Here is a 14,164-nt window from a genome sequence, read left to right as displayed (position 1 = left end):
GGTGCATATCGCCCGACATCGTCATCCCGTGGAGCTTTCCTCCATGGCATGATGACGACGGAAGAGGATTCCTTACAACTTTATCCGGAAATATGCGTGAAAGCCTGGCGGAGACGCCAAACGCCGCGTCAGTCGGCAGCCGCGAATTCCGCGTCGATCACGACCTGCTCGCCCCATTCGGGCACGGCCTGAGCATTCATCGGTACCATGAAGCGCTTGCCGGTCGGCCGTTCGATCTCGAGAATGTCGCCCGCGCCGAAATTCTCGACGGCGACGACGGCGCCCAGCGCCTCGCCATTGGTCGAGACGGCAGGCCGGCCGATCAGATCGGCATGATAATATTCGCCCTCCCCGAGCGGCGGCAATGCGTCGCGCGGAACCGAAAGCTCGGTACCCCGGCACTTCTCCGCGGCGGTCCTGTCGGGGATTTCGGCGAAGCGGGCGATGGCACCCTTGGGGCCATCGCGCACGCTTTTCAGGGTCAGAGCGCCATTGCTGAAGCTCTTATGCGCTTTCAGCCCATTCACATCGTCGGTGAACAGCTTCAGGCGCACCTCGCCCGTCACGCCATGCGCGCCGATGATGACGGCCAGCGTGACGGTGCGATCGGTCAAGGGTCAGCCCTCGGCCTTTTCCTCAGTGGCTGCTTCGGCAGCCGGAGCTTCTGCCTCGGCGGCGGGCGCTTCCTCAGCAACCGGAGTTTCCTCGGCGGCAGGGGCTTCCTCGGCGACAGGGGCTTCCTCGGCGACAGGCGCTGCTTCGGCGGCCGGAGCCTCCTCGGCAACCGCCTCGACGACCGCTTCGGCCTCGGGGGTGGGCTCTTCGGTGGCGGCCTCGACGGCCTCCGCCACGACTTCGACGGTCTCGGCCTGCTCGACCGCAGCTTCCTCGGCTGCAGGCTCTTCAGCCACAGGCTCTTCGACGGGCGCAGGCGCAGGCGCGGCAGCCGCCTCGGCGGCAGCGTCCTCAGCGGCCTTCAGCTTCTCGGCCTTCTCCTCGGCGCGCTCCTTGGCCTTCTCGCCCGGCTCGGCCTTCTTGGGATTGTTGCGCGCAGCGCGCTCCTTGACGCCCGCGACGTCGAGGAAACGGGCGACACGATCGGTGGGCTGCGCGCCGACCGACAGCCAGTGCTTCGCACGATCGGCGTCGAGCTTCACGCGATCCGGCGAATCCTTGGCGAGCAGCGGGTTATAGGTGCCGATCTTCTCGATGAAATTGCCGTCACGCGGCGAACGCGCGTCGGCAACGACGATGCGATAATAAGGACGCTTCTTGGAACCGCCACGCGACAGACGAATGGAAACTGCCATTTTTCTTCTTCCTTCTTTTCAATGCTTTGAATTGGTTGATTTAAACTGATTACTTCTTCCGAAACTTTCCGAAGCCGGGGGGCAATCCCGGCGGGCCGCCCAGACCGGGCAGGCCCCCCATGGGCGGCAGCGCGCCGCTGCCCATCACGCCTTCGATTCCGCCGCGCCCGAACAGCGCGCCGAGCCCCTTCAACCCGCCCATCTTGCGGATCTTCTTCATCGCGGTCGCCATTTCCTGGTGCATCTTGAGCAGCCGGTTGACGTCCTGGACGGTGGTGCCGCTGCCATTGGCGACGCGGATCTTGCGCTTGGCATTGAGCAGTTCGGGCTTGGTGCGCTCCTTGGGCGTCATCGATCCGATGATCGCGTCCATGCGGACAAGGATGCGGTCGTCGACCTGCCCGTTCGCCATCGCGTTCTGGACCTTCTTCACGCCCGGCATCATCGATGCGAGCGCGCCCAGGCCGCCCATGCGCTTCATCTGCTGAAGCTGCGAGCGCAGATCGTTCATGTCGAACTGGCCCTTGGCCATCTTCTGCGCGAGCTTTTCGGCCTCGTCGGCCTGGATGGTCTCGGTGGCGCGCTCGACCAGGCTGACGACATCGCCCATGCCCAGGATGCGGCCGGCGACGCGGCTCGGGTGGAAAGGCTCGATCGCATCGAGCTTTTCACCGACACCGGCGAACTTGATCGGCTTGCCGGTGACCGCGCGCATCGACAGCGCGGCACCGCCGCGCGCATCGCCGTCCATGCGGGTGAGCACGACGCCGGTGAGCGGCACCTGCTCGGAGAAGCTCTTGGCGACGTTGACGGCGTCCTGGCCGGTCAGCGAGTCGACCACCAGCAGGATTTCCTGCGGTTGCGCGACGTCGGCGACCGCCTTCATCTCCTCCATCAGCGCCTGATCGATATGGAGGCGGCCCGCAGTGTCGAGCATCAGCACGTCGAAGCCCTGGAGCTTCGCGGCGTTGAGCGCACGGCGCGCGATATCCACCGGCTGCTGCCCGGCGACGATCGGGAGCGTGGTGACGCTCACCTGTTCGCCCAGCGTCGCGAGCTGTTCCTGCGCGGCGGGGCGATTGACGTCGAGCGACGCCATCAGAACCTTTTTGCGGTCCTTCTCGGTCAGCCGCTTGGCAAGCTTGGCGGTCGTGGTGGTCTTACCCGAGCCCTGAAGGCCGACCATCATCACGATCGCGGGCGGGGTGACGCCGAGTTCGAGCTCGGCCGCTTCGCCGCCATTCTCGCCGCCCAGCATCTCGACGAGCGCGTCGTTGACGATCTTGACGACCTGCTGGCCGGGCGTGACCGATTTGATCACCTGATGGCCGACCGCGCGTTCGGTCACCTTGTCGATGAAATCGCGGACCACCGGCAGCGCGACGTCGGCCTCGAGCAGCGCGATGCGGACTTCGCGCATCGCCGCGCGCACATCGGCCTCGCCAAGCGCGCCGCGCCCGCGCAGGCGATCGAAGACGCCGCCCAGCCTTTCGCTCAGAGATTCGAACATCGCAACGCTCCACTTCCGTGCCGACGATCCGCAAAACGCAAGAAACGCCGGCGGACGAAACCTCGTCAGCCAGCGTGAACCATTGCCTCGAACCGTTCGGAACGATCTTGCGGCGCCACTAGCCCAAAGTGCGATCGCGCGCAAGCCGGTCACGCTTAACGCAATTTATACGCCTTTGGCCCAAGAACGCCGATGGATCGGGGATATGGGGCAGAACATGAACGGGGATAGCAGCGAACTCAACAGTCGAGGGTCCGCCGTGAACAGCGCGCGGCGCGATCTGCTGACCGGCGGAGTCACCGTCGCGGCGATCCTGCTGTTCGTCGGCACCGGCGGAAACGTGGTGAGCAGCGCGATCGACACGATCACCGGCGTCGGCGGCGGCCCGAACCGCACGGTCGCGATCATGCTGCTGCTCAACGTCGCGCTGATCCTGTTCGGCTGGCGCCGCTACACCGACCTCGCCACCGAGGTGCGCGAGCGCACCGCCGCCGAAGAGCGCGCACGCCAACTCGCCTCCACCGACCCCCTTACCGGATTCCTGAACCGCCGCTCGCTTGCCGAAGAAGGCGCCGCGATGCTCGCGCGCGCCGATCGCCGCCAGAAATGCGTGGCGATGCTGATGCTCGACCTCGATAACTTCAAGAACGTCAACGACGTGCACGGCCACGCCACCGGCGACGCGCTGCTCCGCACCGTTTCGGCCGAGATCCAGCGCGCCATGCCCCCGGTCTCGCTGACCGCACGCCTGGGCGGCGACGAATTCGCCTGCGCCTTCCTGTTCGACCCGCAGAATGACGAAACGGTCAACCGTATCGCCGAGCAAATCGTCTCGCGCCTCGCCCAGCCCTTCGACACCGACGGCGCGCATACGCATATCAGCGTCTCGGTCGGCATCGCGCGTTCGGAGATCGACTGCGACAGCGTCGAATCGCTGATGCGCCGCGCCGATATCGCCATGTATGCGGCGAAGAATTCGGGCCGGAACCGCTTTTGCTGGTTCGACACCTCGATGGAGCGCGACCTTCAGGCGCGCAACGCGGTCGAAGCCGGCCTGCGCACCGGCATCCCCAAGGGCGAGTTCGTCCCCTATTACGAGCAGCAGGTGGACCTCGCCACCGGCCGCCTCAACGGTTTCGAAGTGCTGGCACGTTGGGAAAGCCCGGCACAGGGCCTGATCTCTCCCGACCAGTTCGTTCCCGTGGCCGAGGAAACCGGCCTGATCGCCGAAATGTCGATGTCGGTCATCCGCCAGGCGATGGAGCATGGCCGCGACTGGGATCCGTCGCTCAGCCTGTCGGTCAACATCTCTCCGGCGCAGCTCAAGGATCCCTGGCTGGCGCAGAAGCTGGTGAAACTGATCGTCGAAACCGGCTTCCCCGCCAACCGGCTCGAAGTCGAGATCACCGAAAGTTCGCTGTTCGAGAATCTGTCGCTGGCCCAGTCGATCGTCGGCAGCCTGAAGAATCAGGGCATCAAGCTGGCGCTCGACGATTTCGGCACCGGCTACAGCTCGCTGGCGCATCTGCGCGCGCTGCCTTTCGATCGCATCAAGATCGATCGCAGCTTCGTCTCGTCGATCAACGAGAATCCCGAAAGTGCGGCGATCGTCAATGCGATCACCCGGCTGGGCGACAGCCTGGGCCTGCCCGTCACCGCCGAAGGCATCGAGGACGAAGAGATCATGCAGCGGCTGCGCCTGCTGGGCGTCCACAAGGGTCAGGGCTGGTATTTCGGCAAGCCGATCCCGGTCACCCAGGTTCGCCGCCTGCTCGCCGACAAGCATCTGCTGCCCGCGCTGCGCGCACGCGGCACCGATGCCGACGAACCCGTCGAACCGATCGAGACCGTCCGCAAGACCGGCTGACGATACGGATCGCGCCACCGCCGGCTTCGACCGATCCCGGCATTGCGAGTTACCGGGGCAGGCCCTAGATGCGGGGAATGGGCATCGCCTTTCACAAGATGCATGGGCTCGGCAACGACTTCGTCGTGATCGATGCGCGCGTGCAACCGGTCTCGCTGAGCGAGGCGCATATCCGCGCGATCGCCGATCGCCATACCGGCGTCGGCTGCGACCAGCTCATCATCATCGAAGCATCGACCGAGGCCGATGCGCGCATGCGCATCTTCAATGCCGATGGCAGCGAGGTGGAGGCATGCGGCAATGCCACGCGTTGCGTCACCCGCCTGCTCGGCAGCGACGTCCGCATCGAGACGCTGGCCGGAATCCTCCATGGCCGCACGGTCGGCGACGGCGCCACCATCGACATGGGCCATCCGCGCTTCGACTGGCAGACCATTCCGCTGGCCTATGCTATGGATACGCGCGACATGCCGGTCGGCTGGGACGGACTGGAACGCCCGACCGTCGTCAATGTCGGCAACCCGCATGTGGTCTTCTTCGTCGCCGACGCCCATGCGGTGCCGCTGGAAATGCTCGGCCCACGCATCGAAACCGACGCGCTGTTCCCCGAACGAATCAACGTCAATGTCGCGACGGTCACGGGCCCGTCCGCGATCGACCTCCGCGTCTGGGAGCGCGGCGTCGGACTGACCCGCGCCTGCGGCACCGGCGCCTGCGCGACCGCGGTCGCCGCGATCCGGCTGGGCCTGGTTTCCGGCCCGGTCACCGTCACCCTGCCCGGCGGCGCGCTCGAGATCGACTGGCAGCCGGGCGAAGCGATTCGCATGACAGGCGCCGCCACCCATGTCTTTTCGGGCGAGATCGACACTGGCTGGCTGGACTGATGCGGAACCGGCCGGAATGAGTGGGCCCGAGATCATCACGATGGGCTGCCGCCTCAACATCGCCGAGAGCGAAGCGATGCGCGCGCTGACGCCCGACGCCGACGATCTGGTGATCGTGAACAGCTGCGCGGTGACCGCCGAAGCCGTTCGCCAGACACGGCAGGCAATCCGTCGCGCGCACCGCGCCCGACCGGAGGCGCGGATCGTCGTCACCGGCTGCGCCGCGCAGATCGAGCCCGAAGGCTTCGCGGCCATGCCCGAAGTGTCGCTCGTGCTCGGCAATCGCGAGAAACTGGAAGCCAGCGCCTTTCTGCCGCCCGCCGCCATGGGTGAGCGCGTCCAGGTGTCCGACATCATGGCGGTGCGGCAGACCGCCCCGCATCTCGTCTCGAGCTTCGCCGACAATAGCCGCGCATTCGTCGAGGTGCAGAATGGCTGCGACCATCGCTGCACCTTCTGCGTCATCCCCTATGGCCGCGGCAACAGCCGCTCGGTGCCCGCCGGCGCGGTGATCGAGCGTATCAAGGCGCTGGTCGATGCCGGCTATAACGAAGTCGTGCTGACCGGCGTCGACTTGACCAGCTACGGTCCCGATCTGCCAGGCAGCCCCACGCTCGGCGCGCTGGTCGAGCGCATCCTGACGCATGTCCCCACCCTGCCCCGCCTGCGCCTGTCCTCGCTCGACTCGGTCGAGATCGACGACCGGCTGTTCGCGCTGCTGACCGGCGAGCCACGGGTGATGCCGCACCTCCATCTCTCGCTCCAGGCCGGCGACGACATGGTCCTCAAGCGGATGAAGCGGCGTCACGATCGCGCGCAGTCCGTCGCGATCGTCGAGCGGCTGAAGGCCGCACGGCCGGAGATCGCGATCGGCGCGGACATCATCGCCGGATTCCCGACCGAGACCGACGCGATGTTCGAGAACACGCTCGCGCTGATCGCCGATTGCGACATCGTCCACGCCCATGTCTTTCCCTATTCGCCGCGCGCCGGAACCCCGGCCGCGCGCATGCCCCAGGTCGAACGCGAGGTTGCCAAGGCACGCGCGCGGCGCCTGCGCGAGGCCGCGACGGCCCGACAGGGGCGTTGGCTGGAAAGCCTGATCGGCAGTGTGCAGGCCGTCCTCGTCGAGCGCGATGGCGGCGGCCATGCCGGCAATTTCGCGCGGCTCCGTCCGCTCCGCCATTCCGGCGACGACGATGACGCGCCTTCTTTTGCACGGCCTCCGGAAAAGCGGGATCCCCGCTTTCGCGGGAATGACGTTGGAGGAATCTTGAACGTAGAGATTATCGGTGTCGACGGCACCCAATTGATCGGCGCCCCCATATGAGCGAGACACCCTGGCACCGTAAGCTGATCGGCGGCTTCAAGCGAACCTCCGACAAGCTCGGCGAGAATCTGACCGGACTGTTCACCAAATCCGCGCTCGACGAGGCCCAGCTCGACGAGATCGAAGAGGCGCTGATCGTCTCCGATCTCGGCCCCGGCATGGCAGCGCGCGTGCGCGAGCGGCTGGCCGAAGGGCGCTATGATCGCGGCATCGACGAGGCCGGCGTCCGCCAGCTCGTCGCCGAAGAGGTCGAGAAAGTGCTCGCGCCCGTGGCGAAGCCGCTGGAGGTGGAAGCCTTTCCGCGCCCCCAGGTGATCCTGGTGATCGGGGTCAACGGATCGGGCAAGACCACCACCATCGCCAAGCTCGCGCATCTGTTCCTCGAACAGGATTATGGCGTGATGCTGGCGGCCGGCGACACGTTCCGCGCGGCCGCGATCGGACAGCTCAAGGTCTGGGCGGACCGGATCGGCGTGCCGATCGTCAGCGGCCCCGAGGGCGGCGATTCGGCGGGCATCGTCTGGGACGCGGTCAAGAAAGCGACGGAGACCGGCATCGACGTGCTGATCGTCGACACCGCCGGCCGCTTGCAGAACAAGCGCGAGCTGATGGACGAGCTTGCCAAGATCCGCCGCGTGCTCGGCCGGATCAACCCGGCATCGCCGCATGACGTGGTGCTGGTGCTCGACGCGACCACCGGACAGAATGCGCTGTCGCAGATCGAGATCTTCAAGGAAGTCGCGGGCGTGACCGGCCTGGTGATGACCAAGCTCGACGGCACCGCGCGCGGCGGCGTGCTGGTGGCGGCCGCGGAGAAGTTCGGCCTGCCGATCCATGCCATCGGCGTCGGCGAGACGCTGGACGATCTGCGCCCGTTCGACGCGAAGGAGCTTGCCGGCGCCATAGCAGGAACCGATCGATGACCAGTGAGCCCATCAAGACCGAGGAGCAGCCCGACAAAGTTGAGAAGAAGCCGGGAGGATTGGGCATCGCGCTCGATTTCGGACCGCTACTTATCTTCTTCATCGCCTACAAGCTGACCGGTGTGATCGCAGGAACCGCAGTTTTCATGGCAGCAATTGCGGTGGCGGTGATCATCTCGAAGCTGAAGCTGGGCAAAGTCTCGCCCATGCTCTGGCTCTCTGCCATATTGGTGGTCGGCTTTGGCGGACTCACCATCTATTTTCACGACGAGCGCTTCATCCAGATCAAACCGACAATTATCTATACACTCTGCTCGCTGATTTTGTTCGGCGGGTTGATGATGGGTAAGCCACTGCTCAAATTTCTGCTCCATGCCGCCTTTGACGGGGTTAATGAGCAAGGCTGGCTCAAATTTTCGCGCAATATGGCGATCTTCTTCGCAGGCATGGCGGTGCTCAACGAAGCCATGCGTGCCACACTGAGCTTCGATTTATGGCTGACGCTCAAAGTCTGGGGCGTCACGATATTGTCGATGGCCTTCGGCTTAGCCAACATCCCGATGCTGATGCGCCATGGCCTGTCAATGGACGCCAAGGACGTGATCGAGGAAAAACCGCCCGAAGGGTAAATCCAGCCACCCGCCGTCATGGAGAGACGCAGCGACGAAACAATCCAGAGGTTGATGCATCCCTGGATTGCTTCGCTCCGCTCGCAATGACGATGTGTCGTTATTGCGCCTGGTCGGCGCGCTCGGCACCCTTGCCGTCGAGATTCTGTTCGACGAACGCCCAGTTGACGAGCTTCTTCAGCACTGCGTCCAGATAGTCCGGCCGCGCGTTGCGATAATCGACATAATAGGCATGTTCCCAGACATCGAGCGTCAGCAGCGGCTTGATATCGGGATAGACGACCGGCGTATCGGCATCGTGCAGCGAGGTGACGGCGAGCTTGCCGTCCTTGAGCACCAGCCAGCCCCAGCCCGACCCGAAATGGCCGACCGATTCTTCCTTGAGCTTGGCGATCAACGCATCGGTCGAGCCGAAGGCTTCGTCGATCAGTTTCTGCAGCGCAGCCGAGGGCGCGGCGCTGTCGGGTGTCAGGCATTGCCAGAAGAAGCTGTGGTTCCAGATCTGGGCGGCATTGTTGAACAGGCCCTTGTCGCCCTCCGCCTTGGCTTTCTCGATCGTCTGGATCAGGCTCAGCCCCGCCAGACCCTTTTCATCGATCCAGCCATTGACCTTGTCGACATAGGCCTTGTGGTGCTTGCCATGGTGATAATCGAACGTTTCCGCGGACATATGCGGCTCGAGGGCGGTCTTCTCATAGGGCAGGTCGGGCAGTTTGAAAGGCATCAGGTCCTCCGATTTGGGATGCGAGTGCTCAACGCCCGACGCGCGAATTTGTCTCGCGGGTTTTCGTTTTGGCGTTGAAAGCGAATTTTGGCCGGTCGGCCCCTTGTGCGATTCCGGGGATGCCAAGGCATCCGCGATCGGTTCGTTCAATCGACAGGCGGCCTCATATCAGAGCAGGTCATGCCGCTTGAGTGCATGGCGAAGCTGGTCATAACTCAGATTGAGGCTCTTGGCGGTGGCGCGCTGGTTGAACCGGTTGCGTGCCAGCGCCGCTTCGAGGATGCGCCGCTCATGCCCGTCGACCGCACGCCGCAAATCGTCGACTTCGGGCAGATCGGGCTGGGCCGGAGCCGGCAGCGCGCGCGGCTCCACGTCCGACGCCGGCGGCGCGGACGGTGGCTTCCTCACCTGACTCTCAGGGCGCCAGGGCGATGCGAATGGATCGAAGACGATCTCGTCGACCGGACGCTCGGGATCATCCCAGCGATAGACCGCACGCTCGATCACATTGCGCAACTCACGCACATTGCCCGGCCAGTCATGCGCCAGCAGCGCCGCGGCGGCATCCGCCGAGAAACCCGGCCAATGCGGCCAGTCGAGTTCGGCCGCCATGCGCCGCGCGAAATGATCCGCGAGCACCGGCACATCGCCTTCGCGTGCACGCAAAGGTGGCAGGGTCACGACCTCGAAGCTCAATCGATCGAGCAGATCGGCGCGGAACCGGCCGGCCTCGACCAGCGCCGGCAGATGCTCGTTGGTCGCGGCGACGATGCGGATGTCGACGCGCAGCGGATTGTTCGACCCGATCCGCGTCACTTCACCATATTCGACCGCGCGCAGCAGCCGCTCCTGCGCGGAGGCGGACAGCGTCGCCAGTTCGTCGAGGAACAGGGTGCCGCCGTCCGCTTCCTCGAAACGGCCGGCGCGCATGCGGGTCGCGCCGGTGAATGCACCCGCCTCATGACCGAACAGCTCGGCCTCGACCAGAGTCTCGGGCAAAGCGGCGCAATTCATCGTGACCAGGGGCCCGTCCCAGCGCGGGCTCAGGCGATGCAGGCGCTCGGCCACCAGTTCCTTGCCCGTGCCCCGCTCGCCGATCACCAGCACCGGACGATTGAGCGCGGCGGCGCGGCTCGCGCGTTCCACCGAATCGAGGAAAGCGGTCGATTGACCGATAAAACTATTGTCGCGATCCATGCCCATGAGTTAGCGAATTTTCCCAAAATTTAGCAACAGAAAACTGGCACAACACCCCCTGGCACAGCATAAAATCCGCACTTTTCTGCGATTTTCAGAAATTGGCACGGCACATGCTTAGGGAAGGACAAGCAACACGGCCCGACACCGGGCCAAAGGTTCAGGGAGTTTTACAATGATCAACATCACCGAAAACCGGTTCGCCAAGACCCTCACCGCCATCGTCTGCACCGTCCTGTTCAGCGCCACCTGCGTGCTGAGCGCGGTCGGGCCGGCACGCGCCGATACCGGCGCCAACGAAGCCCCCGTCGTCCGGCCGCTGGCCTGACGACATACACGGCCGGGGCGGTATCCCTTGCGCCGCCCCGGCACCCTCTTTCGACCAGACCATGTTTAGGAGTTTCCAGATGGGCATTTTCTCTCGAACCCGCGACATCATCGCCGCCAACGTCACCGACCTGCTCGACAAGGCCGAAGATCCCGCGAAGATGATCCGCATGATCATCCTCGAGATGGAGGAAACGCTGGTCGAGGTCCGTGCGTCCGCCGCGCGCACCATCGCGGATCAGAAGGAAATGCGCCGTCACATCGTGAAGCTCGAAAAACTCCAGGAAAGCTGGATGGAGAAGGCCGAACTGGCGCTGTCCAAGGATCGCGAGGATCTCGCCAAGGCCGCGCTGATGGAGCGCCAGAAGGCATTCGACATGGCCGAGCAGCTCCAGTCGGAGATCACCGTGCTCGACGATGCACTGCGCGCTTCGGAAGAGGATATCTCCAAGCTCCAGGCCAAGCTGCGCGAAGCGCGCGCCCGCCAGAACTCGATCGTCACGCGACTGGAAAGCGCGCAGAACCGCGCCCGGGTTCGTGAAGCCTATGCCGGCCAGAAAGTCGAGGACGCCTTTTCGCGCTTCGACCTGCTCGAGCGCCGCGTCGACCTGGCCGAGGGCCGTGCGGACGCGCTCGCGCTGGGCGGGCCGGGCAAGACGCTCGAAGAGGAGATCGCGGAGCTGCGCTCGTCCGAAAAGGTCGATGCCGAACTTGCCGCGCTGAAGGCTCGGACCGCCGGCCAGGAGGGCTGAGCTCATGGAGGATTTCGTCCCCGTCCTCGCGATCGTCGCGATCTTCATCGGGATGCCCTGGATCATCCTCCACTATGTCACGCAGTGGAAGCGGGCCGGGAACATCACGCGCGAGGACGAGAACCTGCTCGACGAGCTCCACGACACCGCACGGCGGCTCGATGACCGGCTCCACAGCATCGAGCGCATCATCGCCGCCGACAATCCGAACTGGCGTCTGGGCGACACCGTGTCGCAATTCGATCGCCTGGAAGACCGCCGCTGAGCCGGCACCAAATTTGGACAGGGAGGAACACAGAAATGTCCGCCAGCCGCACCAAATTCTACCTCGACAAGCAGAACCGCAAATGGCTGGGCGTCTGCGCGGGGATCGCCGACTATACCGGCGTCGATGCAACCTGGGTCCGCGTGGGCGCCGTGTTGCTCACCATCATGGGGGGCTTTCCCTGGACGCTGATCGCCTATTGGACCGCCGCCTGGATCGCCAATCCCAAGCCCGCCGGCCTTTACAGCGACGTCGAGGATCAGAAATTCTGGCAGGGCGTCCGCCGCTCGCCGGCGCGCAGCACCCGCGAGGTCCGCTCCAAGTTCCGCGACATCGATCGCCGCCTGGCCGATGTCGAACTCTATTATACCAGCCGCAACACCGCGCTCGCCGACGAGATCGAGCGGCTGCGCTGATCGGCCCGGACACAGGGGAGACAGGATATGGGCTGGGCAGGACCAGGCTTCGTCATTGCGATCATCGCGATGAGCATCGGCGGCTGGGTGATCACGACATGGATCCGCGCAAAGCACGGATATCCGCTGGAAGGCGAATGGGGCGGCACCGTTGATCGAAGCCATCCCGACGCCGATCGAAAAATCGAACTGCTTTCGAACGAAAATGGCCAGTTGAAGGATCGGATCGGCAGACTCGAAGAGCGGATCGCAGTGCTGGAACGGATCGCCACCGATCGCACCGGCCGCCTGTCCGACGAGATCGACGCGCTGCGCTGAACCCGACTGGGAAAGGGAAAATCATGGAAGACAAGCTGACATTGGCGCAGGGCCTCATACAGAATCTGGGCCCCGTCATCGCCATCATCGTCGTCGTGGCGGTTGCCGGATGGGTGATCACCACCTGGATGCGCATCCGTCACGGCTATCCGCTGGACGGCGCCTGGGGCCAGGCGGTCTATCCGCGCAAGAACGACGAGGCGATCGAACGGGTGAAGCTGCTGACGCAGGAAAATGCCCAGCTTCGCGCCGAGATCGGATCGATCAAGGATCGCCTCGCCAATGTCGAGCGTATCGTGACCGACGAAGCACACACGCTGAACCGCGAGATCGAACAGCTTCGCGGCAAGACCAACTGATATTCGTTCTGAGAGGAACAAGGACATGAATCCGTTTGAAATGGTGGTGCTGATCGTTGCGATCGTGATGATCGCCAGCATCTTTCGCGCAAAATATGGCGTCGGAAGACATGGGCGCGGCGACGGCCCGGCGGTCCACGACGCAAATTCGGATCGGCTTCGCGACGAAGTGAAGCAGTTGAAGGAACGGATCGCGGTGCTGGAGCGCCTGGCGACCGACAATACGAGCAGCCTCGACCGGGAAATCGAGAAGCTCCGGGATCGCGACCGGGTGTAACGCCCGGCCGATCGCAGACATGGGGAAGACCAATGACCGACTATCCCATCATCGTCCTCGCGCTCTCCGCTCTGTCGGGGATCGGCATCCTGACCTTCGGCGCACTGCGCGGCTGGCGGGGATGGCTCGAGTTCAAGCGCGCCGAACTGCAACAGCATGCGCGCAACGAGATCGTGCCGTCCTCGGCGGGTTCGCGTATCGAGATCGCCGATCTCAAGGAACGCATCCGCAAACTCGAAGCGATCGCCGCGGGCGTCGACCTGTGACCAGTCGCCGCAAATCGGTCGGCCTGTTCGGCCGGATGATGGAGCAGGCGGACGCCGGACAATCGCAAAAGCCCCGGCCCCGCCACTCTGTCGAAACCACGCCGTCCAAGCCGACACCTTCGACGCCCGCCGCCTGACGGACATTGCCGGCCTCGCTTCACGCCGCTAAGCGCGGCGGATGGCCGATCCCACGCTCGACGACATCCGCGAAGAATATGAGTTCCTCGACAGCGACGACCGCTACCGTCTCCTGATCGATCTGGGCCGCGCGCTCGACGAGATGCCCACCGCCCTCAAGACCGACGCCACATTGGTCCGCGGCTGTTCGGCGGCAGTCTGGGTCTATCCCACCATCATCGACAACGACCGGCTCCATTTCCTGGCCGACAGCAATGCCGCGATCACCAAGGGCATCATCGCGCTCATTCTCAAGATCGTCCAGAATCGGACAGGAACGGAAATCCTCGCGCTCGACATCGAAGGCGCGCTGGCGCCCTTCGATCTCAGGAACCAACTCAGCTCGAACCGTACCCAGGGCATTCCCAACATGATCGCGCTGATCCGCGAGACGGCTGGGCGATACGCCGAGAAGCCCGTCCGACCGATATAAATCCAAGACGTCATGCCAGCGAAAGCTGGCATCTCGCAAAGGATAAAGCGCGATCTGGTTGGCAGACCCCAGCCTTCGCCGAAGGCGAAGTTTATCCTGAGCGCCTGCCTTGCAGGCAGTCGAAGGGCTGGGGTGACGTTACGGATTGAGAAGCGCCTCAGCGGACTCCCCCAGCCCCACCGCCGCGACCACCTCATCCA

The 14,164-nt window shown here is 64.5% G+C and carries 18 protein-coding genes and 1 pseudogene; 14 read left to right on the top strand and 5 right to left on the bottom strand.

Annotation, left to right across the window (positions count from 1 at the left end):
* Positions 1-128 precede the first annotated feature (128 nt).
* The 3 genes and pseudogenes from rimM to ffh form a co-directional block, all read right to left on the bottom strand.
* Positions 129-614, bottom strand: a complete 486-nt coding sequence (rimM, locus tag AC3WN8_RS09655; protein WP_492669195.1) for a ribosome maturation factor RimM — start codon at positions 612-614, stop codon at positions 129-131.
* Between the two features lie 246 nt (positions 615-860).
* Positions 861-1,310, bottom strand: a pseudogene (gene rpsP, locus AC3WN8_RS09650) (30S ribosomal protein S16); the annotation flags it as partial.
* A 49-nt stretch (positions 1,311-1,359) separates the two neighbouring features.
* A complete protein-coding gene (gene ffh / locus AC3WN8_RS09645) occupies positions 1,360-2,820 on the bottom strand; it encodes a signal recognition particle protein (RefSeq protein WP_492669194.1) in 1,461 nt (486 codons plus the stop codon).
* Between the two features lie 217 nt (positions 2,821-3,037).
* Here ffh and AC3WN8_RS09640 point away from each other — a divergent pair, with 217 nt between their 5' ends.
* The 5 genes from AC3WN8_RS09640 (at position 3,038) to ispZ (ending at position 8,453) form a co-directional block, all read left to right on the top strand.
* A complete protein-coding gene (locus AC3WN8_RS09640) occupies positions 3,038-4,687 on the top strand; it encodes a putative bifunctional diguanylate cyclase/phosphodiesterase (RefSeq protein WP_492669193.1) in 1,650 nt (549 codons plus the stop codon).
* A gap of 77 nt (positions 4,688-4,764) precedes the next feature.
* On the top strand, positions 4,765-5,571 hold the full coding sequence (gene dapF / locus AC3WN8_RS09635) for a diaminopimelate epimerase (RefSeq protein ID WP_492669344.1): 807 nt from the start codon (positions 4,765-4,767) through the stop codon (positions 5,569-5,571).
* A gap of 16 nt (positions 5,572-5,587) precedes the next feature.
* On the top strand, positions 5,588-6,901 hold the full coding sequence (gene mtaB / locus AC3WN8_RS09630; RefSeq protein ID WP_492669192.1) for a tRNA (N(6)-L-threonylcarbamoyladenosine(37)-C(2))-methylthiotransferase MtaB: 1,314 nt from the start codon (positions 5,588-5,590) through the stop codon (positions 6,899-6,901).
* Complete coding sequence (gene ftsY, locus AC3WN8_RS09625; RefSeq protein WP_492669191.1) at positions 6,898-7,824, top strand: signal recognition particle-docking protein FtsY; 927 nt, start codon at positions 6,898-6,900, stop codon at positions 7,822-7,824. The genes mtaB and ftsY overlap by 4 nt, the downstream gene beginning before the upstream one ends.
* Positions 7,821-8,453, top strand: a complete 633-nt coding sequence (gene ispZ, locus AC3WN8_RS09620) for a septation protein IspZ (RefSeq protein WP_492669190.1) — start codon at positions 7,821-7,823, stop codon at positions 8,451-8,453. Before ftsY ends, ispZ begins: the two co-directional genes overlap by 4 nt.
* Before the next feature lie 100 nt (positions 8,454-8,553).
* Here ispZ and AC3WN8_RS09615 read toward each other — a convergent pair whose 3' ends face one another.
* Both AC3WN8_RS09615 and pspF read right to left on the bottom strand, forming a co-directional pair.
* Positions 8,554-9,177 (bottom strand): superoxide dismutase, encoded by a 624-nt coding sequence (locus AC3WN8_RS09615; protein WP_492669189.1) that lies wholly within the window; start codon positions 9,175-9,177, stop codon positions 8,554-8,556.
* A gap of 168 nt (positions 9,178-9,345) precedes the next feature.
* The gene (gene pspF / locus AC3WN8_RS09610; RefSeq protein ID WP_492669343.1) at positions 9,346-10,374 is read right to left on the bottom strand and encodes a phage shock protein operon transcriptional activator; all 1,029 of its coding nucleotides are present in this window, start codon (positions 10,372-10,374) and stop codon (positions 9,346-9,348) included.
* A 175-nt stretch (positions 10,375-10,549) separates the two neighbouring features.
* Between pspF and AC3WN8_RS09605 the strand changes: the two genes are divergently transcribed.
* The 9 genes from AC3WN8_RS09605 to AC3WN8_RS09565 all read left to right on the top strand — a co-directional run bounded on the left by AC3WN8_RS09605 (position 10,550) and on the right by AC3WN8_RS09565 (position 13,964).
* The gene (locus AC3WN8_RS09605; RefSeq protein WP_492669188.1) at positions 10,550-10,702 is read left to right on the top strand and encodes a hypothetical protein; all 153 of its coding nucleotides are present in this window, start codon (positions 10,550-10,552) and stop codon (positions 10,700-10,702) included.
* Positions 10,703-10,781: 79 nt separating this feature from the next.
* Positions 10,782-11,453 carry a phage shock protein PspA gene (gene pspA, locus AC3WN8_RS09600; RefSeq protein ID WP_492669187.1) on the top strand — a complete coding sequence of 224 codons (672 nt, stop codon included), beginning with the start codon at positions 10,782-10,784 and terminating at the stop codon, positions 11,451-11,453.
* Positions 11,454-11,457: 4 nt separating this feature from the next.
* Positions 11,458-11,718 carry an envelope stress response membrane protein PspB gene (gene pspB / locus AC3WN8_RS09595; RefSeq protein WP_492669186.1) on the top strand — a complete coding sequence of 87 codons (261 nt, stop codon included), beginning with the start codon at positions 11,458-11,460 and terminating at the stop codon, positions 11,716-11,718.
* Between the two features lie 35 nt (positions 11,719-11,753).
* Complete coding sequence (pspC, locus tag AC3WN8_RS09590; RefSeq protein WP_492669185.1) at positions 11,754-12,134, top strand: envelope stress response membrane protein PspC; 381 nt, start codon at positions 11,754-11,756, stop codon at positions 12,132-12,134.
* Between the two features lie 27 nt (positions 12,135-12,161).
* Positions 12,162-12,452 (top strand): hypothetical protein, encoded by a 291-nt coding sequence (locus tag AC3WN8_RS09585; RefSeq protein ID WP_492669184.1) that lies wholly within the window; start codon positions 12,162-12,164, stop codon positions 12,450-12,452.
* 23 nt (positions 12,453-12,475) lie between these two features.
* Positions 12,476-12,811 carry a hypothetical protein gene (locus AC3WN8_RS09580; protein ID WP_492669183.1) on the top strand — a complete coding sequence of 112 codons (336 nt, stop codon included), beginning with the start codon at positions 12,476-12,478 and terminating at the stop codon, positions 12,809-12,811.
* Between the two features lie 25 nt (positions 12,812-12,836).
* Positions 12,837-13,088: a hypothetical protein gene (locus AC3WN8_RS09575; protein ID WP_492669182.1), complete on the top strand. Its 252-nt coding sequence runs from the start codon at positions 12,837-12,839 to the stop codon at positions 13,086-13,088.
* Between the two features lie 32 nt (positions 13,089-13,120).
* Complete coding sequence (locus AC3WN8_RS09570; RefSeq protein ID WP_492669181.1) at positions 13,121-13,354, top strand: hypothetical protein; 234 nt, start codon at positions 13,121-13,123, stop codon at positions 13,352-13,354.
* Positions 13,355-13,532: 178 nt separating this feature from the next.
* On the top strand, positions 13,533-13,964 hold the full coding sequence (locus AC3WN8_RS09565) for a SufE family protein (protein ID WP_492669180.1): 432 nt from the start codon (positions 13,533-13,535) through the stop codon (positions 13,962-13,964).
* Positions 13,965-14,164 lie beyond the last annotated feature (200 nt).

Source organism: Sphingobium sp. FW305-3-2-15-F-TSA7, from assembly GCF_058787155.1.
This window is presented reverse-complemented; position numbering and strand designations above follow the sequence as displayed.

What these genes read in the sequence shown, in the direction of transcription:
- AC3WN8_RS09570 (WP_492669181.1), top strand. Translation starts at nt 13,121, where the DNA reads ATGACCGACTATCCCATCATCGTCCTCGCGCTCTCCGCTCTGTCGGGG.
- ispZ (WP_492669190.1), top strand. Translation starts at nt 7,821, where the DNA reads ATGACCAGTGAGCCCATCAAGACCGAGGAGCAGCCCGACAAAGTTGAG.
- pspC (WP_492669185.1), top strand. Translation starts at nt 11,754, where the DNA reads ATGTCCGCCAGCCGCACCAAATTCTACCTCGACAAGCAGAACCGCAAA.
- AC3WN8_RS09585 (WP_492669184.1), top strand. Translation starts at nt 12,162, where the DNA reads ATGGGCTGGGCAGGACCAGGCTTCGTCATTGCGATCATCGCGATGAGC.
- AC3WN8_RS09640 (WP_492669193.1), top strand. Translation starts at nt 3,038, where the DNA reads ATGAACGGGGATAGCAGCGAACTCAACAGTCGAGGGTCCGCCGTGAAC.
- AC3WN8_RS09580 (WP_492669183.1), top strand. Translation starts at nt 12,476, where the DNA reads ATGGAAGACAAGCTGACATTGGCGCAGGGCCTCATACAGAATCTGGGC.
- ftsY (WP_492669191.1), top strand. Translation starts at nt 6,898, where the DNA reads ATGAGCGAGACACCCTGGCACCGTAAGCTGATCGGCGGCTTCAAGCGA.
- AC3WN8_RS09605 (WP_492669188.1), top strand. Translation starts at nt 10,550, where the DNA reads ATGATCAACATCACCGAAAACCGGTTCGCCAAGACCCTCACCGCCATC.
- AC3WN8_RS09575 (WP_492669182.1), top strand. Translation starts at nt 12,837, where the DNA reads ATGAATCCGTTTGAAATGGTGGTGCTGATCGTTGCGATCGTGATGATC.
- mtaB (WP_492669192.1), top strand. Translation starts at nt 5,588, where the DNA reads ATGAGTGGGCCCGAGATCATCACGATGGGCTGCCGCCTCAACATCGCC.
- AC3WN8_RS09615 (WP_492669189.1), bottom strand. Translation starts at nt 9,177, where the DNA reads ATGCCTTTCAAACTGCCCGACCTGCCCTATGAGAAGACCGCCCTCGAG.
- ffh (WP_492669194.1), bottom strand. Translation starts at nt 2,820, where the DNA reads ATGTTCGAATCTCTGAGCGAAAGGCTGGGCGGCGTCTTCGATCGCCTG.
- AC3WN8_RS09565 (WP_492669180.1), top strand. Translation starts at nt 13,533, where the DNA reads ATGGCCGATCCCACGCTCGACGACATCCGCGAAGAATATGAGTTCCTC.
- pspA (WP_492669187.1), top strand. Translation starts at nt 10,782, where the DNA reads ATGGGCATTTTCTCTCGAACCCGCGACATCATCGCCGCCAACGTCACC.
- pspF (WP_492669343.1), bottom strand. Translation starts at nt 10,374, where the DNA reads ATGGATCGCGACAATAGTTTTATCGGTCAATCGACCGCTTTCCTCGAT.
- dapF (WP_492669344.1), top strand. Translation starts at nt 4,765, where the DNA reads ATGGGCATCGCCTTTCACAAGATGCATGGGCTCGGCAACGACTTCGTC.
- pspB (WP_492669186.1), top strand. Translation starts at nt 11,458, where the DNA reads ATGGAGGATTTCGTCCCCGTCCTCGCGATCGTCGCGATCTTCATCGGG.